Below are 24,448 nucleotides of genomic sequence, written 5' to 3'. Positions count from 1 at the left end.
TTAAGTAAGTCGACTAAACCTGTTTAAAAGTTAAAGCGTATCCCCGCTACAAAACGACGACCATCAGCATAAACGCCTGTTAGCGCTTGTTCTACACCTTCTTCTTGGTAGCTGAATGTGTGCTCGTCTGTTAAGTTAATTGCTTCAAGCACTAACGACACATTCTCATTTACGTTATAAGTAAAATTGGCGTCTACTTGAGCGTAGTCATCAACATAGCCATGGCCTTGACCTGAGTTGTAACCCGTTCGGAAGTTATAAGAGATACGGGTACTAAATGTGTCTGTTTCATAGTAAGTACTTAAGTTAACCGTATGCTCAGAGTTACCAGGGATTATTGTATCATTACCATCTTTATCTTTTGCTTCACCATCAACGAAGGTGTAGTTTGCATTTAAACCAAAGCCTTCTAAGATTTCTTGCTGATAACCAAGCTCTAAACCTTGAATACGACCAGAGCGACCATTGGTAGGGCGGTTTACCAGTATTTCGACACCTTCGTGCATTTCAAGTGTAGGTGTTACATCTAAGAAAGATTGAATATCTTTATAAAATACCACCGCAGAGAATAAACCAGCTTCGCTAAAGTACCATTCAATACCTGTATCAAACTGTGTTGCACGGTATGGGTCAATTTCAGGGTTACCACCACTGCCAGTTTGTGTTTCAAGATTATATGAGGTTGATGGTGTCATTGCGGCATAGTCTGGGCGCGACATTACCCGTGCTGCACTAAAGCGTAGTAATAAGTCTTCTTCTAAATCAATGGCAAGGTTAATGCTTGGCAGAATATCAAAGTAATCACGGTCATCATTGGTCCACACTTCAGAGCCACTTTCACCCACATAGGCAGCGGAGGATTGCTGAGTTTGTACTAAACGAACCCCTAAATTACCGCGCATACCTTCAACATCAATATCCGCCTTTACGTAACCTGCAGTGATTTTTTCTTCAACCTCAAAGGTGCTGGCTTTGAGTACGCGGTAGTTCCAATCAAGTGCATCACCATCTTGGCGAATTTTACTTGAATCAGTGATTGCGTAATCCCTTAATGTGCCGTCTGAGCCTAGACCTGACAAGTAATCAGATGGCATAGAGAGTGAATAATCGGCTAAGCTCCAACCTAAATCTGTGCGGTTATCGGTGGTGTGTTTAGTATTAAAGCGAAAGTGGTCGCGGTATTTCAAACCAAACTTAACATTATTAAAGACAGCGATGTCAATTGGGCGCGAAAAATCCACTTGTAGGTAAGTTTCGTCATCTTTGGCATCGTTACTGTCGTAACGTAAAAAACCTAAATCCCAGCTTTTACCATCAGCAGGATCTGCGCCGTAGCTGGTACGTACGTCCTCAACACTTGAAGTATCAAAGCTATGTACATAATTACCTTCCCAACCCACACTTCTATCAGCTTGCGAACCACCACTGCCTTCAGTATAACCAACATGCACACTAGTCAGCCATAAGTCGCCTTGATAATCGGCTTTTAAATCGTACGATTTGGTTTTGATTTCAGAGTTTCGTACTTTAGTTTCATCTAAAATGTTATTTGCGGTGGTTGATAAACCTAATGTGCCGCCAACTAGCATGGTGCCTACTTGGTCGTTTTCGATTAGCGTGGCATCTGTGTATTGCGAGCCGCCATAGCCAGGTAACCATAAGAAATTTTGATTCTCGTTATTTGCTTCTAGGGTCGAATCAAGGGCATTAAAGGTTAAATCAAGTTGCTCGGTAGGGCGGTATTGCACAGCTAAATTAATACCCGTACGAATACGTTCTTGTAAAAACATGGCTGAGCCACCGCCACCAGGGCTGTACACGTCTTTATATTCGGTGCCATCAGTTAAAGTGATATCACGCTTTGCCCAGCTCCATGATTCAATACCATCGCGGCGTAGGTTACGCTGTTGGCGAACCAATGAAATAAGCGCACCGAAAGACTCATCTTCGGTCTTAAAATTATACATAGCCGATAGCTGTGGATCGGTTTCACCCGATATTTCACTGTGTTGCGCAAGCACAGAACCGGCAAACTTATTGGCTTCTAAATCAAGCGGTTTACGCGTTCTTACGATAACCGTGCCACCAATAGAGCCTTCATCAATATCTGCTTCCGGTGATTTATACACCTCTAAGCCAGAAACAATTTCAGACGGTAGCATGGTATAGTTAAAACCACGACTTGCAGCTGAGTTAGTCCACCAGTCGGCAGAGCCTACAGCTTGACCATTTAACAGTGTACGGTTTTGGCTTTCGCTGGTACCACGAATACTTACACGTTCACCTTCACCAAAATTACGACTTATTGAAACACCGGTAATACGTTGTAGAGATTCAGCCACGTTTTGATCAGGGAACTTACCAATGTCTTCGGCGGTAACAGCATCAACAATTGAATTGGCATAGCGTTTTGTATTTAATGATTTTACAACACTGCCACGAATACCGCGCACTTGAATAACTTCAACTTCATCAGTACTTTGGGCTTGGGCACTTTGTGCCATCATAGGTAAGCTTAACGCTGATGTCACAAGTGATGCACTGACGGCTAAATGTAGCTTTTTCATCTTTATATTTATCATTCTCGATTCCCCTTGAATCAACACTTCGTTTTGTTGTTTAACAGTATGGTTTTGATGGCAAGTATTTTACTTATAAGCACAGCCATATTTTAAAACCAATATACGCCCCCAAGTTTAATAACCACCGTTATTAGTGTGGCAATAACATGTACTAAGTTGGGTTTGTGGTTCTATTAAACGCTTTTTGATTTACCGAGTCTTGAAACTAAGTGAATAGTTGTGAAATTGATAAAGTGACTTTTTATATATTTTATTTATTATTTTATTTATTATTAATCAGTGGCTTATTTGTTTTTTATTTTATTTTAACTTTAATAAGTTAAGTTTACTTATATCAGTAGAACCAAAAGTTAGTGCCAATTCACAAGTTGTGACATTTAAGAACAGTGTAAATTTAAATAATAAACGTACTAACGGTCGGAATTAGCCAGCGACTACTTAAGTCTAAAATTAAGTGGGAGTTTAAGATTGCCCGTATCGACCCAGCTTGTGAGGAGGTTTGCACAGCGCTTAACATAGGCTAAGCGCTGGTGGGGGTTTATAAGCTCTTTTTCGGCGGGAGCGCTACATTGGCAAATATTAACCCTGCCACGAGGGACATAAATATTAAGAAGGTTTGTTGACCGATATGATCTGCAGATACAAAATCTTGCCCTTCTATTAACGAGTTTAGTCCGATATAGGTTTTGCTACCAGGTACTAATACAATCAAGCCTTGCATGGCAACAATAGAAGCCGGTGCGTTCGCGACTCGATTAAATAAGTTACTAAACACTCCCACTGAAAATGCGCCTATAAATGTACCTAAGGTATAATCTAAGTCTAAATAAATGGCTGGGCCGATACTGGTGCCATAGGCAATAAAACCAGAGGCAATTGACCACGCTGCGTGCTTTAATTTTGTTCTAAAAATAACGATTAAGCTACTACATAAAAGCAAAATTGCTAACCAAGCAGTCCATTTAGGTAACGGCTCTGGCTGGATAAAGTCGGTTTGGCCAAACATGGCAAAGCCAATTGCAATACCAATAAATGCGCCAAAGTAGAGTTTAAATAAAAGCATAAACGAGTCCATCACCCGTGCGGTACCTGACACTAAATGCCGCGCAGCAAGCTCTGCTAAGCCAAGTGCCAGTGCAAGCCCAGGTATAAACACGATAATGGCAGAGAGCACAATAAGGCGAATATTAATTTGCGCATCTATATAGACGCTTATTGCACAGGCCAATATAGCTGAAATAATTGCCACAAGAGGCTCAAGCATATGAGCAACCCGTTTAGAACGAGCCGACCAAAGTACAAATAAATATACAATAAATGTAAGTAAGCCGGACCAGATGACGTCATTCCAGCTGGTGCCCATCAACATTGCAAATGCGCCGCCCGAAGTGGCAAAAGCAATACCTGTTAAAAGCTTATTATAGGGGTTTGGAGCTGCAAAAATAATATCCAGTTGGTGATCAACCTCTTGCAAGGTTAATTCATCGTTCAGCATTTTATTTACTAGATCATCCGTGTCGGCTAAGGAGCCTAAGTCGTGATCGCCTGGATCAACCCGTGCTACATGAGTGTATTCATCTTCATGACCGTCAGTCCAAATAACAAAGGTGACAGATGTAGGCGACATAACAAACGATGATTTTAAGCCAAGGTAGGTTGCCACTTCCATTAAATGTGCTTCAAGGCGGTACGCAGGCGTACCGTATTTATGAAGCATTTTGCCAAGCTTTACGATAAATTTGCGTTTTTCAGTAAACGTTGCGGTTTTCAAATGAGTTTTGAACCAAAATTTAAATTATTCAGTTAAAAAATATAGACAATACAGCTTAAATTGCCCAGTTATTTGGCGGCGATTTTAAACACAAATTTGTTCCTGTCTAGCTTTTTTTACTTGTTTTTTGCTTCTATCCATTGTGCCATATATTGAGTACTGCGCATGGTATGGTGTTTAAGCATTTGGCCGGTAAAATTACTTTCTCTGTGTTGTATTAAGTTGCTTTCAATAGCCACAATTTTATTTATTAAATTAGCTGCTAGTTGTGCTTTATCATAATGAGCGCTTAGCAGTGAATGGGCATTTTTTTGTGCGTTTAAAAACTGGAGTGGATCTTGGTAAAGTGCCACTGCTGCAGCTGCAAAACGTTGAGGATCATTTTCAATTACACCTGGCCAAGGTAATTCGCCATGCATTCCTTCACTACCAACTGTTGTGGTGAGACTGGGCGTTTGCATGATCATCGCTTCTAATAATTTACCTTTAATACCGGCACCAAAGCGCAGTGGTGATAAACAAATTCGGGCATCTTCCATAACGGTATAGGCGTCCGCTGCCCAGCCCTTAATTAAAAAGCCTGTTTTAGGGTTATTGAGTGCGGTTGCTTTGGGTGGCGGGTAAGAACCATAAATGTGCAGCTCTGCTTTTGGTAGCTGTTTTCGTATCAGTGGCCAAATTTGCTGTAAATATAATACTGCATCCCAATTTGGCGCATGACGAAAGTTGCCAATAGTCATAAAGTGTTGGCGCTCTTCAAATGTCTTGGTTTTAGCTGGCAATGCAGATAAATCGACCATAAAGGGTAAATGATGTAATAGCTGATTGTCGACTTTAAATACATCTGCAAGCAGTTGCATTTCAAAACTAGAAATAATGAGGCTTAAATCACAGCGTAAAATGGCGGCAATTTCACGCTTAGCAATATCTGAATGTAAATCACTGTGGCTAAATTCGCGATTGCCTTTGTGAGCTTCGTGGCGCGCGTTACGTAGGCATTGTAAGTCTTCTGTATCGAGAATTTTAAGGGCATTAGGACAGTGCTTATCTACGCGCCAGCCAAATTGTTCTTCCATCATAAAGCGGTCAAACATTACGATATCTGGCGCATAAGCCGTCACGTATTCATCAAAGCTACTGCAATTGAGTGCTATCACCTGACTACTAATACCGTACTCTTCTAGGTTTTCCATGTGCTCAGTTTTTTGTGCAGGGCTGGCAAACTCTACTTGCCAATTTTGTGACTTAAATGCCTTAAGCAGCGACATCATATGGGTACCAGCAGCTGAGGAATTTGGCTCAGGCCAAACATAGCCAATAACTAATACTTTTTTCATTTACTTGAATCTCTAATTTGTAAGCTTACATCTACCAAGGTGCGTACGGGGGCCGCGGTATTATTTAACAGCTCTTGAAGGGTATGACAGGTACGTTTGCCAATCTCATGTGCATCAATAGCCACAGTGCTTAACGAAGGCGACATAAGTTTTGAATCAGCAAGGTCGTCAAATCCGACTACTTTTATGTCTTTGCCTACGATGAGTCCATGTTGTCCGATAGCTTCTATGACGCCGTAAGCAATGACATCATTGAAACAAATCACTGCTTTTATATGAGGGGCTAATTTATATAGTTGGTTAAAAGCATCTCTACCGCCTTGCCGATTGGTAACTGCTTTAATGACTGGTTGGGTGTTAATGTTAAATTTTTCCAGTGCAGACAAAAAACCATTTAGGCGCTCGTGGTAGTCAGAAATATCGTCGGTACCGCCTAAAAACGCGATGTCGGTGATCCCCTGCTCAAGAATATGCGTTGTCGCTAGGTGAGTGCCTTTTTTGTTGTCAGGTAAAATAGTCGGCGCACGGCTATAGGGTACTTCTCGCATAATATTGATAACAGGAAAGTTATGTTGAATTAGCTCATCTAGCCATACTTGCTCAGTTCCTGGCGCCGGGCACATTATAAATGCTGCTACGTTGTACTCTTTAAGGTTTTTAACAACTTGTTGTTGGCGTTGATAGCTCTCTGCTGTATTCACCAACATAGGCAACATACCCATAGCGTATAAATGCTCTTCAAGCCCGACAGCAAGCTGGGCTGCGAACGGGTTTGTTAGGTCGTTAATAATTACCGCGACTAAGTTTGAGCGCTTGCTTCGCAGTGCGGCAGCGTCACGATTATAGACATAACCTAGCTTATCAATTGCCTGTAGTACCTTTTCTTTGCGTTTATCGCTGACTTTGTCACTTTGCGTAAGCACTAATGAGACAGTCGATTTTGATACTTCAGCTTCTTTGGCTACATCAAAAATTGTGACTTTATTGGTTTTATTTTTCATTCATCATTATACAAGAGTCAACATAATAACTAAGTTTAACGTAAACAGACTGATAAAGTCATTAAAGCTGTGTTTTAGCTGCTATACGAATGATTTATAAGCTAATCAAGGTAAAGTCTTTATGAATGTACCGAAACATGTTTTACTTATCTAATAACAATTAAAAAGGAAAAATGATGAAGGCTTTTTCGCTTTTTTTAGCCCTTGCCGTGACATTTGGGGCCACAACCCCAGCCCATGCTGAGCAAGGCTATCAAACTCCCTCTAATGATTTAGCTGCGTTAGTTGATGCTAAGCTTGCGCCAAGCAGTTATTTATCTTCGGATGGTCAATGGCTTGCGCTATTTGATCGTAAACGCATAGAATCACTTGATGATCTAGCCAAAGAAGAGTTTAAACTTGCGGGTGTAAAGCTCAATCCTGCTAATTTTTCACGCTCTCGCGAACGCACCAAATTTACAAGCTTGTCTTTAAAGCATATTGAAACCGGTGCCGTGGTTACTGTTACTAATTTACCTGCGGGTGTGATCCGCTCGCCGAAGTGGTCATCTGACGGACAATACCTTGCGTTTATTGTCGAGCAGCCACAGCAGGCTAATTTATGGGTGTATAACACTCAAACAAAACTGGCCCGCCAGCTTGCAGATGTTGCTTTAAACTCGGTTTTAACCAGTAGCCCTTATACATGGTTACCCGATAGCACCGCAATTGTAGCGAATGCTGCGGTGAATATTGGTAAACCAAGACTAACCAACAATAGCCAAAATGTCGTTCCGATCATTCAGCAAAGTACGGGCGAAAAAGCGCCAGCACGCACTTATCAGAACTTGTTGACTAGTCCATTTGATGAGCAGCAATTTAAATTTTATGGCCAAGGGCAATTAACTTATATTCCACTTAGTGGTGTAGCACGAGCAATTGGCAAGCCGGCTTTATTTAAGTCGTTCTCTGTTTCACCTGACTCGACGAATCTACTGGTAGCCAGTATAGATGAGCCCTTTTCTTATCAAGTACCGTACAGTCGATTTGCAACCACATGGCAAATTTTGGGAATGCGAGGTTATGCGCTAGTGGAACTGGCTAAGCAGCCACTTGCAGATAATATTCCGCAAGGTTATGACAGTGTACGAACAGGCCGTCGTGATTTTGAATGGCGAGCAGATCAAGGGGCAGAAGTTATTTGGGCCGAGGCGCAAGATGGCGGTGATATGAAAACCGATGTGTCGCATCACGATTATATTTATTCTTTACGCGCGCCTTTTAAACGAGAGCCAAAATTATTTGCTAAAATTGAGCGCCGTTTTGCTGGATTTGAGTGGGCCAATCAAAATGTGGCAATGTTGAGAGACTGGCGCTTTAGTGATCGCCAAGTACGCACGTTTGTTATTCAACCGCGCAACGCTGATAGAAACCGAGTGCTGTTTTCACAGCGCAGCTATAATGATGCCTATAAAAATCCAGGCAGTGCAATTTATGAACGAAATGATTTAGGTAGCAGTGTCATTAAAGTAGTGGGTGGTCGATACATCTTCTTACGCGGCAATGGTGAGTCTGAGCAAGGCAATGTGCCGTTTTTGGATCAGTATGATATAAAAACAAATACAACAAAGCGTTTATGGCAGTCAAAAGCGCCATATTATGAACGCGTTCGCGCCATGCTTGATGATGAAGGTGAACGATTAATTACCATTCGTGAGTCTAAAACAGAGCAACCTAACTTTTTTATTCGTGATTTAGATGACGATACGCTGACCCAGCTGACAACGTTTGAACACCCATACCCTGCGTTCAAAGGAGTAACAAAAGAGTTGCTGCGATACAAACGTGACGATGGTGTTGAATTAACAGGCACGCTTTATTTACCCTCTGGTTATGATAAAACCCAAGGTACTTTACCTGTGCTTATGTGGGCTTACCCGCTTGAATATAAAGATAAAGCAGTGGCATCTCAAGTACGTGAATCACCTTATGCGTTTACCTATGTAGGTTATTGGGGACCTATGCCATATCTTGCTAAAGGCATTGCGGTGTTTGATGACCCGAAAATGCCCATTGTAGGCGTAGAGGGTAAAGAGCCGAATGACTTGTTTAGAAAACAGTTAGTATCAAGTGCGCAGGCCGCTGTGGATGTGCTTGTTGAAAAAGGCATTGCCGATAAAGATAAAATTGCTATTGCAGGGCACTCGTATGGTGCATTTATGGTGGCAAACTTATTAGCACACAGTGATTTATTTAAAACCGGTATTGCCCGAAGTGGTGCTTATAACCGTACCCTGACACCCTTTGGTTTTCAAGGTGAAGAGCGTGATTTTTGGCAAGCACAAGATGTATACGCAGCGATGTCGCCATTTTTTCATGCTGAGAAAATTAACGAACCAATGTTGATGATCCATGGTCAAGAAGATCCGAATTCAGGAACCTTTCCAATGCAAAGTGAGCGAATGTACGCAGCACTTAAAGGCTTAGGCAAAGAGGCTCGCTTGGTAATGCTACCTTATGAAGCGCATGGTTATAAAGCGCGTAAGAGCTTATTGCATGTACTTTGGGAGCAAGAGCAATGGCTTGAAAAGTACTTATTAAGTGATGGAGGTACAGCTGAGTCAGCTACACCTGGTGAGTGATTTAGTCTAATTTCAATTAAAAAACGCGGTTCAATATCGCGTTTTTTGTCCCTCTTTGTAAAGTATCTTTCATAATAATGTAACTAACCTGTTACCTAGGCGCCATGTAAATGGCATCTAACTGTCAAAATTCTTCCTTATTGTAGCTGCTCTTAAAATAATAATTTTGTACTTACCAAGGAAATAAGATGAAATTAAAACCACTTGTGGGCAGTCTACTAATGCTCGGCGCTTTATCTGGCTGTGATCTCGATAATAATAATGATATGGACCCAGCACGATATCAGTTAATGCTCGAAATTACGCCGCAAAGTGCGGGTAATGTTGTGATTTCACCTGAGCGTGAAGATTACGAAGAAAATGCGATTGTTATGTTAACGGCTCAGGCTGCAGAGGGTTATGAGTTTGTATCATGGACGGGTGATATTGGCAGCGCTGATTATGACACCCCGTCGCTTACATTAACGATGGATAGTCATAAAGATATTACAGCGACATTTAGCGCTGTTGTGATGCCTGAAGAGGGTGATATTGTTATCAATGAGTTGCGCTCAACAGGTGGTGGCTATGATTATATTGAGCTTTACAATACTTCAGATGAAGCATTTACCTTTGATGCTAACTGGGCAGTAAACGATATTAAAGGTTTTTCAGAAGATAAAGAACCTGGAGTTAAAATCCCGCAAGGCACAGTCATTGAAGCCGGTGGCTTTTTAGTGATTGCAGTGGATCAAACAAGTGTACCGTTTGATGCGCCTGCGGGCACGATTGCCGCCAGTGAAGGTGACACCGATTTTGGTTTAGGTAAAGGTGATACCGCGTTACTTGTTCATAATAATGAGATTGTACAAAGCATAAACTACAATGATGGTAGCCATGTTGAAACTTGGGGCCGCTTACCAGATGGTGGTGCTTGGCATAGCCAAGATGAAGCACTAGAAGCCACTCCAGGTTCAGCCAATAAACTTCCTGATGTGGTCGAGGGAGCAACGGCTGCAGATATCGTAATTAACGAAGTGGTGTCAAAAGGACGTGATGACGCCGATTTCGATTACGTCGAACTTTACAACAAATCATCAGAACCATTTGTATTTAGTGAAAATGAGTGGGAATTAGTTGATTTAGACCGTGAGGCCAATAACGAAGCGGGCATGACCATTCCTGCCGGTACTGAAATCCCTGGGCATGGTTTTATTGTGCTAATACCGGACATGGTCGAAGGGGCTGCGCTACCAAATGGTGCGCCTGCAAATGCAATATTTAACAATAATGAAGACTTTGGGTTAGGTAAAGGCGAAACAATTAAGCTTAAATACCAAGGTGAAGTACATGAGCAGGTAAGCTACGGCGATTTCCATGTAAACAGTTATGGTCGCTTCCCTGATGGTATGGACTTTATTGATTTAGATGAAGGTAATGCACCACAGCTTTATGCCAGCCCAGGTCGTAAAAATTTTGCCACACCAGCCACTGTTGCTACGGCAACGACTCTTAACTTTACCGCGTTTAATAACCAAGAAGTTGAGCTGGAAAGCAAAGGGTTCCGTGTGTTTGGTAAAGATGCTGATTTAGCCACCGACGTGGAGCCTGAGTACATTGCAGTATCAGCAGATTCAGCAACAGCTTGGGTGTCATTACAAGAAAATAATGGCCTTGCGAAAGTTGATTTAGTGGGCATGAGCATTACTGATATCTTTGCGCTAGGTCTTAAAGATTACGGTGTAGTTGGCAACGAAATTGATGCCAGTGATAAAGATGATGTAATTAACTTACAAACACGTGCAAATGTGGTTGGTATGTATCAACCAGACGGTATCGCAACGTTTGCACAAGACGGCACTCACTTCGTATTGACCGCAAATGAAGGGGACGTGCGCGATTGGTTCACTAACTTTGAAGAAGGTGAGAAAGTTGCTGACGTGATACTCGACGGTTCAGTTTTCACCGATGCCTCTATGCTACAAACCGATGCTGAATTGGGTCGTTTATTAGTTTCGCAATATGTTGATTCTGATAGTGCAGCTTCAAGTCATAATAAATTACATAGTTTTGGTGCTCGTTCATTCTCTATTTACAATGGTGATACCGGTGAGCAAGTCTTTGATAGTGGATCATCATTAGCGATTGAAGCGCAAAAAGCGGGTGTGTATCCAGATGACCGCAGTGATGCGAAAGGCACTGAGCCAGAAAGTATAACAACGGGGATGGTCGGTGATAAGCGTTATGCCTTTATTGCGCTTGAGCGTGCTGATGCGGTTGCTGTTTATGATATTACAGACGTGAATGCGGTATCATTTGTACAAATGCTGGTAACACAAGATGATGATGCACCAGAGGGGGTTCTATTTATAGCGGCTGCGCAAAGCCCTACAGGTAACTCGCAACTTGTGGTATCAAACGAAGACAGCGGCAATATTACTGTTTATTCTGAAAACAGCGAAGGTAAGTTTGATTTTACATCACGTTTATTACTGGAAGGTGGTGAAGGTGCTGCAGAAATTACAGCTTATGATGAACTAACTAAACGCTTATTTGTAGTTAATAACGGCAGTTTACTTAGTGCACCGCGTATTGAAGTGGTTGATTTTGCTAATCCGGCCACCATTGCTACTTTAGCTACCATCGATATCAGCTACTATGGTGCGGGTGTAAATTCAGTGGCAGTATCAAGCGGAAAACTTGCCGCTGCGATCGAGTCAGGCGTGAAAACGGATACTGGCGTTGTTGCTATGTTTAACACCAGTAGTTATGAGCTTGAAATGATAGCTGCAGTCGGAGCGCTGCCAGACATGGTAACGTTCAGTCCAGATGGTAAATTAATCATCACCGCCGATGAAGGCGAACCGAGTGAAGATTACAAGATTGATCCTCTTGGTTCCGTATCGATAATTGAGTTAAAACCAGTAAATTAATTTTTACTGGCTTTTACTAACGAAAGAGCCGCAAAACTTGCTTTTAATAAGGCAATTGCGGCTTTCGTTTTCGCAGCTAAAATATCCCGCGCAGGCGTGACTGCAAACACACTGTAATGGGGGAGTTGCCAATCGGTACACAAAGGTTTTAATTCACCTGAATGTAATAAACTACGCACTTCCGGCTCGGGTAAAATGGCGTAGCCAACACCATCACATACTAGTTGAATGATGCTTTGCATATTGTTTACGGTGATCCGTGCTGCGGGCAATGTAACGCTTTGTTTAGTTGCTTTATGTGTCAGCGCATATTCTGCGCTTATGTGGGCAATGCGTGGCATTTTTGTTAATTGCTCAATATCGTTACTGATCTCATTGGCTAACAGGTGGCTGTGGTGCACACATAACACTAAAGGCCAGTCAACTAAGTGCCTTGCGATTAAGTTCGAGTCTTGCAAAGGGCCAATCGCAATGGCTAAATCAGCGCCGGCTTTTATCATATCAATAGGTTCGTCAGACAAGCTGAGTTGAATATCAATATCCTCGTATTGGCTGATTAATTGCTGTAGTGGTGCACTTAACAGCCCGCCGCCAAAGCCCACCGGTGCCACTAACTTTAATCGGCCACTGGGGTTATTTTGTAAGTGCTGTAACTGCTGCGACGCAGATTCACTCAGGGCCAGCATCTTGATACAGCTTTGATAATACAGCTCGCCTGCTTCGGTGAGTGTGAGCACCCGCGGACTGCGATTAAACAAGCTTAAACCTAACTCATGCTCAAGTTGCTTTATTTGTTGGCTTACAGCAGAGGTGGTCATCATTAACTCTTGTGCTGCACTACTCATATTCCCTGTTTCCACTGTGCGTGCGAACACATTGAGCGCCTTTAGTAATTTCCCATTCATAACTTTAAGTCCTGCTTAACATAGCTTTAAGAATTCACACGTTGAGAACGAGGGAACTTCTGATTAATATCGCAAACGCTAATTATTATCATTTATAAGACAGAAGTCACGGAGAATCATCATGAATACGGTAAGCCGTAAATTTATACCGTTAACTGCAGCAATTTTAAGCGCTTTGAGTGTGTCAGCCCATGCGGATGATGCAAAGCAAGATATGGAAGTGATTGTGGTATCAGCATCTGGCAGTGAACAAATGCTCAAAGAGGCACCAGCCAGTATTAGCGTGATAGACAGAGTACAGCTCGAGAAACGTTTTTATCGAGATTTAACCGATGCATTAACCGACGTGCCCGGTGTTGTTGTCACTGGCGGCGGCGATAGAAAAGACATTAGTCTGCGCGGCATGGCGAGTCAATATACCTTAATTCTAATTGATGGGCAGCGGCAGACATCTCGCGAAACTCGCCCAAACAGTGATGGACCGGGTGTCGAAGGTGCATGGACACCCCCGATCTCCGCAATTGAACGCATTGAGGTTATTCGCGGTCCGATGTCATCGCTTTATGGCTCTGATGCTATTGGTGGGGTGATCAATATTATTACCCGTAAAACACCAGAGCAATGGTATGGCGAAGTACGCCTTGATAGCACAATTCAAGAGCGTAATGAGTCGGGTAATATTAATCAAGGTAGTTTTTTTACTGCGGGCGGCTTAATTCCTGAGTTACTCGGTGTGCAGTTCTCTGGGCAATTTTCCAAACGAGATGAAGATGATTTTCCGACAGGTTATAGAGGCAAAGAGCAAAGCAACCTTAAGGCTAAATTTATTTTAACCCCTACAGATAACCATGAAATTATGCTTGAGCTGGGCACTGGGAATCAAACCATTGATGCTACTTTAGGTAAAACGATAGAGCCACTCGCTCCTGGTGAATCTTGTGGGCGCCGTGGTTGTCCAGAATCATCAACGAGCGAATATGAACAACAAACATTTTCACTCAGTCATAATGGCTTTTACGATTTTGGCTCTTCTCGTAGCTACTTAAAATACGATAAGTTCGACAACACCTCCCGTGAAATGTTTGTTGAAAACACCGACGTGCAAACTAGCTGGACCTTGCCAGTTATTAGCGATCATAATGCTACGGTAGGCGCGGCGTATTTAAAAGAACTACTGGATGATTACACCAGCAATAAAATTAGTGACTTAACACACATTGAGAATGAACAGTGGTCTATCTTTGCAGAAGATGAATGGAGTGCTACTAAAACATTTAAGTTAACGACAGGACTTAGATACGATCACGATGGTAACTTCGCTGGCCATTGGAGTCCTCGCTTATATGGCGTTTATTCAGCAACTAATGATTTCACAATTAAAGGTGGTATCTCAACAGGCTACAGAGCGCCAAATATTCGTCAATCAACGCCAGATTGGGGGCAAGTAAGTCGAGGTGGTAATATTTATGGTAATGCGGATTTAAGCCCAGAAAAGTCCGTTAACTATGAAATGGGGGTTTACTATGATGTTAGCCGCGATCTCAATGTCTCAAGTACCGTGTTTTATAATCAGTTTGATGACAAAATTACCCGTATTGCTTGCCCGTTAACACAATGCACCGATGGTCCAAATCAGTTTGGCTCAATGCCAACGACATATATAAATGTTGATGAAGCGGTTACGCAAGGCTTTGAATTTACGCTGTCGTATGACATCAGCAGTGATATCGACGTCAGGGCAAATTACACTTACACCGATTCCGAGCAAAAATCGGGTAAGTACAAAGGCAGTCCGTTAAATCAGTTACCTAAACATATATTGCAAACGTCCTTAAATTGGCAACCGAGCGATACATTTGGCAGCTGGTTACGTGTGCATTATCGCGGTGAAGAAAGCCAACCAACAACCGGGCCATCGCAAAGTAGCCTTATTGCACCGGATTATACTTTGGCGGATATCGGTGGTAACTATAGCTTAACCAACAGGGTAAAGCTTGGCTTTGGTGTGTATAACATTTTCGATAAAGCCATCACTGAGGATGAGTACGGTTATGTTGAAGACGGCCGCCGTTATTGGGCTTCACTGAGCTGGGAGTTTTAAGTAATTTAACATAAACAAGGCCTCAATTGAGGCCTTGTTTAGTTCGAGTGAATGCTTATTTACAGTGCAACTTTCGTTTTGATAGTAAATAATAAGCGATAGGTACAAAATAAAATGACAGCATAGTAGTTAGCACTGTACCGCCAGCAATCGTGATTGCAAACGGTGGCCAAAAGCCTCCACCAGCTAAAATCAGCGGTAAAAAGCCACCCACCGTAGTAATAGTTGTTGAACTGATATGGCGAGAGCAAGTCATGACCGCGGCAATGATCTTGTTTTTATCGGTTAAAGCACTAGTTGCGTTAAGTTCGGATAAAATAACGATCGCAGCGTTAATTGCCAGCCCCATTAAACCTAATAAGCCGATGATCACGGTAAAACCGAAAGGGTAGTCTGCAATGTATACACTTAATAAGCCAAGCATCGCCGCTTGCAAGGCGTTGACTAAAATTAATGCTGTGGTGGTAAACGAATTAAATGACATCACCAGTACGGTGATCAATAGATTGGAAACTACGCCACGCACTTGGCCATGCAAAAGCCGACGACCTTCCGCCGGCAGAATACGTTGCAGATTGCGTAATGCGATTTATTAAAATGTATCGCTAAGACTTTTGACCAACCACTTACTGCAAAATAAAGTCATCTATAGGCTGCTTAGTGAGTTTACCTATTTGCATAAAGGTAAAAATAATCGCGCCTACGAGTAACACCATCGTTGGTGCAACAATGACCGGATAACTTAACCATGTCATACGACCCAGCTCTTCGGCATAGGCGGTAGTTCCCGGCATACTGACTACAATGGCTTTTGCTAAAAAGTAATTTAAGGTTGCTGATAAAAAGAATGCACTGGCGACAATAAACCCAGCTAAACGCATTTTTGCATCAAATACGGCGGTGTTGTTTTGTTGCGCTAGTGACTGAGTTAGTTTTTCTATGTCTAACAACTCAGGGTTAATTAATAACTTGCGGATGAGCGGGTAGGGAGTGTACTGGCTGATCAACACAATAATGCCAATAATTCCAGGCACCATAGCTTCTTTTATCGCAATGTACTGTGGGTCAAGCTCAAATAAACTAATACCGCCAGTAAGTAGTACACTGATAATTCCCAAAATAGAGAAAAAGTTAACTTTGCCGGATTGCTTTAGCTCCCATAAACCAAATAATAGTGGAAAAGCCAAGGCTACAACAACAGCCCAAACGGGACCTAGTGTGTCAGGAGTACTAAAACGGCTTAAAATTACCGCAGGTAAAATAATATTAAAAATAAGATTACTGAAAAAATTACTTTTCTTTTTAGGTGCTGTCATTGCTTACATTTAATTAGAATAATATTGCGTAAGTATATACTTAAGCAGACCTAAGATACACACCGCTTGCTGTGTCAGTTATAAGGCCGCAGAAATTTCATCAAAATGCTGTTTTAAAATATCAATCGCGATAGTTGTCTTAGCGGCTAAGATATCCCGCTTTGGTGTCATTGCGAGTACGTCGTATTTGGGCAACTGCCATTGTGGGCACACTTCAATTAATTCACCATTGTCTAATAAAGTTTTCACTTCCGGTTTGGGCAAAATAGCGTAGCCTACACCATCACACACTAGCTGAATGATACTGTGCATGTTATTCACTTTAATACGGGGTTTGGGTAACTGAGCTATTTGTTGATCTTTTATATTCGTTAGTGGAAACTCAGCCGTGGTGTGGGCAATGCGAGTAAAATTACTGAGTTCATTCGGTGGCAGTAAATAACTATTTGCTAAAGCATGGTTTTTACTGACACAGAGGGTTAAAGGCCAGTTTGCTAAAGCCCTCGAAACTAAGTTAGATTCCTCCATTGGACCAATTGCAATGGCTAAATCAGCCCCTGACTTTATCATATCTACAGCTTCATCTGATAAACTCAGTTGCACATCGAAATCTGGATATTGATCCGTTAATTGTTTTAATGGCTTACTTAAAATCCCACCACCGAAACCTACCGGAGCAACAAGCTTTAATTGGCCACTTGGCCTATTTTGTAATAGCTGTAGTTTTTCACTCGTTTGTTGTGCTGCACTGAGGATGGCTAAACAGCTTTGATAATTGAGTTCACCAGCTTCTGTTAGAGTTAAATCACGAGGACTACGGTTAAATAAGCTTAAATTTATTTCACGCTCAATTTGTTTAATTTGTTGACTGACTGCTGACGTGGTCATAGCAAGTTCTTGAGCTGCTTTACTCATACTGCCAGTTTCAACAATTCTGACAAAGATACTCAATGAGCGAAATAGTTTAGGATTCATCTAGCGTCGTCTTATTAAGTGTTAAAAAGTTACAAGTAAGGGGGAGGGTATATAGCATCAAACAGTTATAGTAATTATTACATTAAATAACGGCATGTCACACAGATAATGAAGAAAAAGAGATATTAGCCTAATGAGGCCTCATGGTGAGGCCTCAAAAGTTTTCAGAAGTTAAAACTGATATGTAAGTGATAAACTTGCGTTAGCAGGTGCACCATAAAAGCCAACAGTTTGTAGGCTGTTTATGTACTTTTCATCAGTGATATTATTCACATTTGCTTGCACGGCTAGTTGTTCCGTAATGCCCCAACGAGCAAACGCGTTAAGTAACAAATAGCTGCTTTGTTTTACGTTGTAATCCGTACTTTCGATTTTTGACTGCCAGCGGCCACCAAAACCTACGTTTAAGTTATTTAATAGAGCATAATTTACAGAAAAGCCAAATACATCACGTGGTGCCCATTTGTTGGTGTCGTTACCATCTTTATCAGTAACATCAAGTTTAGTATAGGAAGCAACAATGTTTAATTGGTCTGTAATATTACCAACGGCTTCAAACTCATAACCTTTAGATTCAACTGACACACCTTCGTAATAATAGATACCAGCTGATGTGGTCCCGGCATATTGGGCAAAGTTTTCTTGCTCAGCTGTAAATATCGCAAACGACGTCATGAGTGAATTATCAAGCCACTGCACTTTTACACCGGTCTCAAAGTTTTTACCCTTTGTTGGGTCCAAGTATTGGCCATCAAAATCAGTTTGCTCTTGTGGTTGATAAATATCAGAGTAACTAGCGTATAAGTTAATGTCATCATGTACTTTATACGTTAAACCAACATATGGGCTAGTTTCGCTTTCTTCGTTTAAAATATCTGCGCCGGCATTATTTCCTGAACGTTTAAATTTGATGGAGTTAAAACCTGCAACAGCAAATAATGAATCAGTTAAGTTAATTTTTGCAGAGCCAAAGTAACGAGTTAATTTTTGATCAATATCTGAGTACTCTGCTTTTGGCAACCAGTCAGGTTCAGGGATGGCATCTAGCTGATATGGAAATGCAGGAGTCGGGCCATACGCTTGAGTATTAGCAAAATCAAAACCATATTGATACATTAGATCATTACTTTTAGCTACGCTTACACCAAAATTTGCTTCATGCTCGCGGTCGAATAATTCAAATGCACCAAATGCTTTGATTTCATATATATCAGAGTCAACTTCACTGTCGTATCTACCAGGCCAACCAGATAAACCTAAGTTTGTGTCTTTATCAATTGCGCCACTGGCGTAAAAGAGTTTGTCTTGCTCTTCAAAAGAGCGATAGTTATAGCTTGCTTGAACCTGCCATGAGTTAGCAAAAATATAATTGTACTCAATAAATGCTGAGCTATTAACAGTATCCCACATCGTCCAGTCTTGAGTTGTGGTGTCACTTACATCCCACTCTGCCTGCGTTCCATCAGTGTAATTATAAACTAGGCCGCCCCAAGTATTGCCATCGGTGTCGGCATCCTGGTATGAGTAACCGAGTGTTATCGTTGCGTTATCTGTTAATTGCCCGTCAACAATGGCAGAGAAAAACTCACGACTATTTTCAAGTCCATCTAAATAAGACGCTTTATCTTCAGCGGCAGCGACAAATCTCGCAGCCCAACTGCCAGACTCTGTCAATAATACAGAGTAATCTGCTTGGACACGTTTAAAGTCCCATGAGCCGATTGCAACGCCTACTTCACCACCATTTTCATTTTTTGGTCTTTTACGAACATAATTAAGTGTTGCAGATGCATTACCAACACCGGTTAATAAACCGTTTGCACCACGGATGACTTCAATGTTTTCGTAACCATATGCTTCCATTGCACCCGTTACTATGCCCCAATCATTAGGTAAGCCTACGCCATCAACTTGTGTACTTTTAATTTCGAAACCACGAGCTGTATAGTTGGTACGATTTGTTTCCCACTCTTCAACATTTATACCTGGTGCGAGTCGTAAGGCATCATTGATGCTAAAAGCAGCGTAATCTTTTAATTGTTCAGCTGAAATAATACTGATCGATTGTGGCGTTTCATCAATCTCAAGCGCTAAACCCGTCGCACCTTCAGAAATTCGATTTTGGCGCACACCGACAATTTCTAGTGTTTCAATGCTTGTGTCCTCGGCTGTTGGCTCTTCCTGTGCAATACTCATATGTGGGGCTAGCGCATAAATAACTGCTGCAGCAACGGGAAAGTGGCTAAATTTCATTCGGTTCTCCAAGTAATAGAGTAGATTGTATATTGTTGTGATTTTTGCATAATTAAACTGCCGACACATTAACACAATTGATATGAGTTATCATTACGATTATTGGTTTTTGTGAGATACATTTTCTAAATTACGGGGGAAATGAAGGCCCTCATACAACAATTTGAAGGCCTTAGTAGGTAAAATACTAGTTGTTTTTAGGTTTACCCAATATAAAGGCTGTAAGCAAACCAAAAAGTAGCCCTGAGGTAATTGTAACAAAAACGCCTGCAATATTGCCGTAAATGGTGATAAAGCAAATCAGCGCAAGCACAAATGTAGCTAGACTTAGCAGACGTTGAGCTTTAGTTGCATTTCTAAGCAATAAGCTAGTTGCAACTAATAGTAGACAGCCAAGAGTTAAGTAAAAATATGTCATACAGTTACTCCCTGTGCGTTAGCGTATTCGGTTAATTTAAATTGCTTAGCGTTAATGCGTTGAGCAGCAAATATAATCAAGGCGCCGATGGTTAAAAAACTGATATCGACCACTGTTACTAAAAGGTTATTGAGTATAAAAGCATGACTTGATGAGAATATAAGGTTAAGAGGTAATACCGCTATGCAGGCGATACCAGTTAAGGTCATTGTGACGTTTAAATAGCGATGATAATTAAATGGCAAAATAGCCAGTAAACTCCAAGCAAGCCAAGAATAGAAGAATAATGGGCCAAAGTAATCGTTATGCATTTGCACTGGTACAAAGTTGTTAAGTAGTACTTGTGCTGGAAATAAAAGAGCAGTTGCTAAAACAAGGCCGCCGCAGCTGCCAATAATAACTCTATTCCAGCGTTGATAAGCAACCTGAGTTAATGTTGGATTGCTGCCCCGGCTGCGTTTGGCAAGCCACATCATCATGCCTGAAAGCGGTAATAATGCCGTTGTTAAGCCTAATAAAGCCCAAATCAGTTTGACAAAGATGCCTGCAAAGTTACCAAAATGCAGTGGGAAAAGCAGCTCTAACACTTTAATTGCAGGGCCTGGGATATCACCAAAGCTACTCATTGACTTACTAAATTCGCCATTGCCATGGTATTGCAGCAATTGAGATGCAACAGCTTCACCACCAATCAAACGTAGGTACACTTCAGCACTGGCGTCGTTATGCGCCATTATGGTTAAGTCGATGACTTTTGCTTTTGGAAAACGGCTTTGCGCATCAGTTAGAATTGTGGTGATATCGGTCGCCTGATATTGATTGGTTACGATAGGTTCGGGCATTGCGGTAAACTTTTCTACCAATTTATCTTGATCGCCACCAAAGCTGACAAAAGCTGCTGCGGGAAGTAAAATGATGGTTGCTAAACCTAAAAATGCACCGGTAAAGCCAATAACACCATGAAATAAACTGCCCCAAATCCCCATGATTTTATGGGCGTCATTAACGACTACATCAAGCTCTTTTTTACGTCTAAAGGTAAAGAGTTCTTTAATCAATTGGCGATGAATAAATAACCCTGTGATTGTCGATACCAGTAAGGTTAAACCTAAAAAGCCAGTAAGTATTAATCCAATAGGGCGGCCTAAATGTAAGTCAGCATGAAAATGACCAATAAAAGAAGGAGCATCGGTTTTACGGTGCTCGTAAAAATAGCCCGCTGCACCATAGTACTCGTTTACTAATTCAAAGTTACGCGGATCGAATTGATAGGCGTATGCTGCTTCTTCATCGTAGTTTTCATCACCGTCATGAGATTCAAATAAAATAGTCAGAAGGTGAGTATTATGGCCGGTGGGTAAATAAACGTGAATGTTCTCGCCAAACTCTTGAGGGACTTGTTGATGATAGCGATTAATTAACTCAGTGACCTTTTCACTGGGTACGGAGTTTAATTGATGTAATTCAGGGTTGGCCCAAATTTTTAGCTCCGGGCGGCTAAGTACAGCCAGGGCGCCTGTAAAGCACACCACAAAAAGTAAAATACCGGTAACTATTCCTACCCAACTATGCAGTAAAAATAATTTTTTTAATGAGATTGATTTCATCCTTGTGCCCCTGATAACGCCATGAAGCTTAATCCAGCATGGCTTAAAATTATTAACAGCATCACCACACATGGCTGCCATGCTTTTTCAGCCATATAGGCATAGATAAATAATCCAGCCCAAATAAAAGGGAATAACATGATGGGTATTAGTATTTGTTCTTCCATGGCAAACGGTAAGTAAGTTGTCATGCCAGGGATCATGACAACAGCTGTAACTAATGCCAATAAACAAGCCATTAAATGGCGCCGTTTAGTGGCTGTGAAAGTATTTTTTTTATTCATTATAACTTGCCCCAATAGGTGACAGCCTCATGGCTATCACCTAATTAATTGCTTTTAGAAATTAACCTCAAAACGTACGCTTGCTGTACGTGGAGAGCTAAGTGTTTGATTACTAAAACCAGCCGGTGCAAGCGCGATATATTCCTCATCAAGTAGATTATCTATCAAGGCATAAACCCCGTAGTTGCTCCACTGATAACCAACACGCGAGTTAACTAACCAATATGCATCATTACGGGGTTCAAGAGCAGTTGCTAAGCGTTGTGAACTACCTGTATAGCTAGCATTAATATTAGCGATGAAACCATCAGCATTAGCGTAATCTAAGCCAATCAAAGCGGTCCACTCTGGGGCGCCTTCAAATGAGTAGCCACTGTAATCCTGTTCTTCACCATTAAAGCTTGCACTAAATTCATCAAACTTAGTTTTAGAATAACCAATACCACCATATAAATTAGTTGAAGGGGTTAGCTCGTAGCTAATTTCAGTTTCAAAACCTTGAACGTGTGACTCACCAACATTGCGGGTTTCACGGTCATATTGATTCCCTGATAAGTAGACGGATACCTGTTGATCAGTCCAATCAAGATAGAACATGTTGGCATTGATAACGAGTTTTTGGTCTAGCCAAACAGAGCGAAAAGCGAGTTCGTAATTCCAAGTGTATTCAGGGTCGAAAGTAAAAGGTGTCGCTTGTGCTATGTTGGTACCAACTCCCCCTGAACGATAGCCTTTTTGAATGGTGAAGCTCGTTGATACGTCCTGGTTGAAGCGATAGGTTGTGCCAACTTTAGGTAACCATGCATCAAATGTTGCATCTTCAACAGGTTCGTCACCTGATGCACCATCCGCCATAGCGTATAATTGCATGTTAATCCCAGCAATTAGTTGTGCAAGCATAGGATCAGCAGCAAAGCTTTCAGGCTGTGGTAGGGCGTTTTGTGTCTGCTCCGTGATGTAAATATCGGCATTAGTACCGTTCGCTTGCTCTTCTTTATCGTAGCGCAGGCCTGCAAAAATATCCCAAGCGTCGTTTATTTCATAGGTAAAATCTGCAAACAAGGCTTTAGTCTTTACCTTTTGCGTAAAATCAGAGCTTTGCCCAATATAAACAGGATCTGCGCCAGTGTAGAACTGTAAAACTTGATCCGCTAAAGCGCCAGATAAGCCTAAACCACCGTATTGTGCTGGTGCCGTTAATAATGAACGTACACCCAGTTGTTCAAATGTGATCCCGCGCTCACCGCCGCTGCTATCAAATACATCTAAATCTGAATAATAAACGCCAATAAGGCCTGAGAGTTTTTCGCCCTCATAGGTAAAACGCACCTCTTGGGTAGTGGTTTTATCAGTACGCGTATCTGTCAGAATAGATTTAGGTTCTTGCATGCTTGCATCGCCATCCCACTCATAGCCATATACAGCGTCTGAATAAGTTGAGATTGAAGAGAATGACCACTCATCAGAGATATCATAATCAAGGTTTAGTATGTATAAATCAGCCTCTGTGGATTCAAAGGTAGGGGAATCTAAATAGACAAAACGATCATCATAAATATTATTGATTGGGTAATTTTCATGGCCGCTTTGTTCCATTACCCAATCAACGCCTTTTTCGTTTTCACTGTGCATAAAGCTTAGTTGGGCTTCAAATTCTGGTAGAGCTGAAGGGGTATAGCGTAATTTTGCGCGATAAAATTCATTGTTATCAAAGTCAGACTCTTCACCGCTAGCCACATTTGTGTTGTAGCCGTCAAAGTCACGCTTTTCTGCGCTGATACGAAATGCTAACTCATCTTCAATTAAGCCGCCGCCAAACGCTACGGCCGCTTCTTTTGTGCCGTATTCACCCATGCCAATACGGCCTTTAAAATCATATTCTTGTACAGCATCACGGGTTTTCATTACCACAGCACCGGCAAGTGAGTTACGCCCTTGTAAAGTCGATTGTGGACCACGTAGTATTTCGACTTGGCTTATATCCCATGTTGAAAAAGCCCCTTGTTGCATAATACGATACGGCACTGGCGCACCATCTACATAAACACTAGCAAGCCCACCCGTTCCACCATCAGTTACACCAAATGCATCAATACCGCGAATATTAAAACCTGAACCATCAGTACCTGATGCATTTGGTGTGCGTGCTAGTACGTCGTAAAAGTCATTCAGGTTTTCTCGCTCAATCGTTTGGCTTGTAATAACCGCCACACTAGCGGGGGTGTCTTGTAATGTTCGGTCTATCTTTTGGCCTTTAACCATGATTTTTTCGATGGCTGAATCATCAGCAACAGCTAAATTGGCGAGAGAAGAGGCAATAGTCAGTGCAATAGTTGATTTGGTGAGTATACGCATTAGCGGCTGT

At 41.7% G+C, this 24,448-nt stretch carries 15 protein-coding genes and 1 pseudogene; 3 read left to right on the top strand and 13 right to left on the bottom strand.

Features of this window, described 5'->3' with window-relative positions:
- Positions 1–23 precede the first annotated feature (23 nt).
- From B5G52_RS14910 to B5G52_RS14895, 4 genes are all read right to left on the bottom strand, one after another.
- Positions 24–2,582, bottom strand: coding sequence for a TonB-dependent receptor (locus B5G52_RS14910; protein WP_087533432.1), 2,559 nt, complete (start codon positions 2,580–2,582; stop codon positions 24–26).
- 538 nt (positions 2,583–3,120) lie between these two features.
- On the bottom strand, positions 3,121–4,353 hold the full coding sequence (locus B5G52_RS14905) for a threonine/serine exporter ThrE family protein (protein ID WP_087533431.1): 1,233 nt from the start codon (positions 4,351–4,353) through the stop codon (positions 3,121–3,123).
- Between the two features lie 116 nt (positions 4,354–4,469).
- Complete coding sequence (locus B5G52_RS14900) at positions 4,470–5,690, bottom strand: glycosyltransferase family 4 protein (protein WP_087533430.1); 1,221 nt, start codon at positions 5,688–5,690, stop codon at positions 4,470–4,472.
- Positions 5,687–6,691 carry a LacI family DNA-binding transcriptional regulator gene (locus tag B5G52_RS14895; RefSeq protein WP_087533429.1) on the bottom strand — a complete coding sequence of 335 codons (1,005 nt, stop codon included), beginning with the start codon at positions 6,689–6,691 and terminating at the stop codon, positions 5,687–5,689. The genes B5G52_RS14900 and B5G52_RS14895 overlap by 4 nt, the downstream gene beginning before the upstream one ends.
- A gap of 176 nt (positions 6,692–6,867) precedes the next feature.
- Between B5G52_RS14895 and B5G52_RS14890 the strand changes: the two genes are divergently transcribed.
- Both B5G52_RS14890 and B5G52_RS14885 read left to right on the top strand, forming a co-directional pair.
- Complete coding sequence (locus B5G52_RS14890; protein ID WP_087533428.1) at positions 6,868–9,312, top strand: prolyl oligopeptidase family serine peptidase; 2,445 nt, start codon at positions 6,868–6,870, stop codon at positions 9,310–9,312.
- 188 nt (positions 9,313–9,500) lie between these two features.
- Complete coding sequence (locus tag B5G52_RS14885) at positions 9,501–12,224, top strand: choice-of-anchor I family protein (RefSeq protein ID WP_087533427.1); 2,724 nt, start codon at positions 9,501–9,503, stop codon at positions 12,222–12,224.
- On the opposite strand, the gene B5G52_RS14880 is transcribed toward B5G52_RS14885, so the two are convergent.
- A complete protein-coding gene (locus tag B5G52_RS14880; RefSeq protein WP_087533426.1) occupies positions 12,221–13,129 on the bottom strand; it encodes a LysR family transcriptional regulator in 909 nt (302 codons plus the stop codon). The genes B5G52_RS14885 and B5G52_RS14880 overlap by 4 nt on opposite strands.
- 121 nt (positions 13,130–13,250) lie before the next feature.
- Here B5G52_RS14880 and B5G52_RS14875 point away from each other — a divergent pair, with 121 nt between their 5' ends.
- The gene (locus B5G52_RS14875) at positions 13,251–15,230 is read left to right on the top strand and encodes a ligand-gated channel protein (protein ID WP_087533425.1); all 1,980 of its coding nucleotides are present in this window, start codon (positions 13,251–13,253) and stop codon (positions 15,228–15,230) included.
- Positions 15,231–15,285: 55 nt separating this feature from the next.
- Here B5G52_RS14875 and B5G52_RS14870 read toward each other — a convergent pair.
- From B5G52_RS14870 to B5G52_RS14835, 8 genes and pseudogenes are all read right to left on the bottom strand, one after another.
- Positions 15,286–15,735: pseudogene (locus B5G52_RS14870) on the bottom strand (efflux RND transporter permease subunit); the annotation flags it as partial.
- 121 nt (positions 15,736–15,856) lie between these two features.
- Positions 15,857–16,546, bottom strand: a complete 690-nt coding sequence (locus B5G52_RS14865) for a VC0807 family protein (RefSeq protein WP_087533424.1) — start codon at positions 16,544–16,546, stop codon at positions 15,857–15,859.
- Positions 16,547–16,624: 78 nt separating this feature from the next.
- Positions 16,625–17,521 carry a LysR family transcriptional regulator gene (locus tag B5G52_RS14860; RefSeq protein ID WP_087533423.1) on the bottom strand — a complete coding sequence of 299 codons (897 nt, stop codon included), beginning with the start codon at positions 17,519–17,521 and terminating at the stop codon, positions 16,625–16,627.
- Positions 17,522–17,692: 171 nt separating this feature from the next.
- Entirely contained in the window at positions 17,693–19,717 is a 2,025-nt protein-coding gene (locus B5G52_RS14855) for a TonB-dependent siderophore receptor (protein WP_254911226.1), read from the bottom strand.
- A gap of 244 nt (positions 19,718–19,961) precedes the next feature.
- Entirely contained in the window at positions 19,962–20,192 is a 231-nt protein-coding gene (locus B5G52_RS14850; protein ID WP_087533421.1) for a hypothetical protein, read from the bottom strand.
- Positions 20,189–21,799 (bottom strand): PepSY domain-containing protein, encoded by a 1,611-nt coding sequence (locus B5G52_RS14845; protein WP_087533420.1) that lies wholly within the window; start codon positions 21,797–21,799, stop codon positions 20,189–20,191. Before B5G52_RS14845 ends, B5G52_RS14850 begins: the two co-directional genes overlap by 4 nt.
- Positions 21,796–22,083: a hypothetical protein gene (locus B5G52_RS14840; protein ID WP_087533419.1), complete on the bottom strand. Its 288-nt coding sequence runs from the start codon at positions 22,081–22,083 to the stop codon at positions 21,796–21,798. Before B5G52_RS14840 ends, B5G52_RS14845 begins: the two co-directional genes overlap by 4 nt.
- 54 nt (positions 22,084–22,137) lie before the next feature.
- Positions 22,138–24,438: a TonB-dependent receptor gene (locus tag B5G52_RS14835; RefSeq protein ID WP_087533418.1), complete on the bottom strand. Its 2,301-nt coding sequence runs from the start codon at positions 24,436–24,438 to the stop codon at positions 22,138–22,140.
- Positions 24,439–24,448 lie beyond the last annotated feature (10 nt).

Origin of the sequence: Pseudoalteromonas sp. A601 (assembly GCF_002165575.1) — a bacterium.
Lineage (GTDB): Bacteria > Pseudomonadota > Gammaproteobacteria > Enterobacterales > Alteromonadaceae > Pseudoalteromonas.
This window is presented reverse-complemented; position numbering and strand designations above follow the sequence as displayed.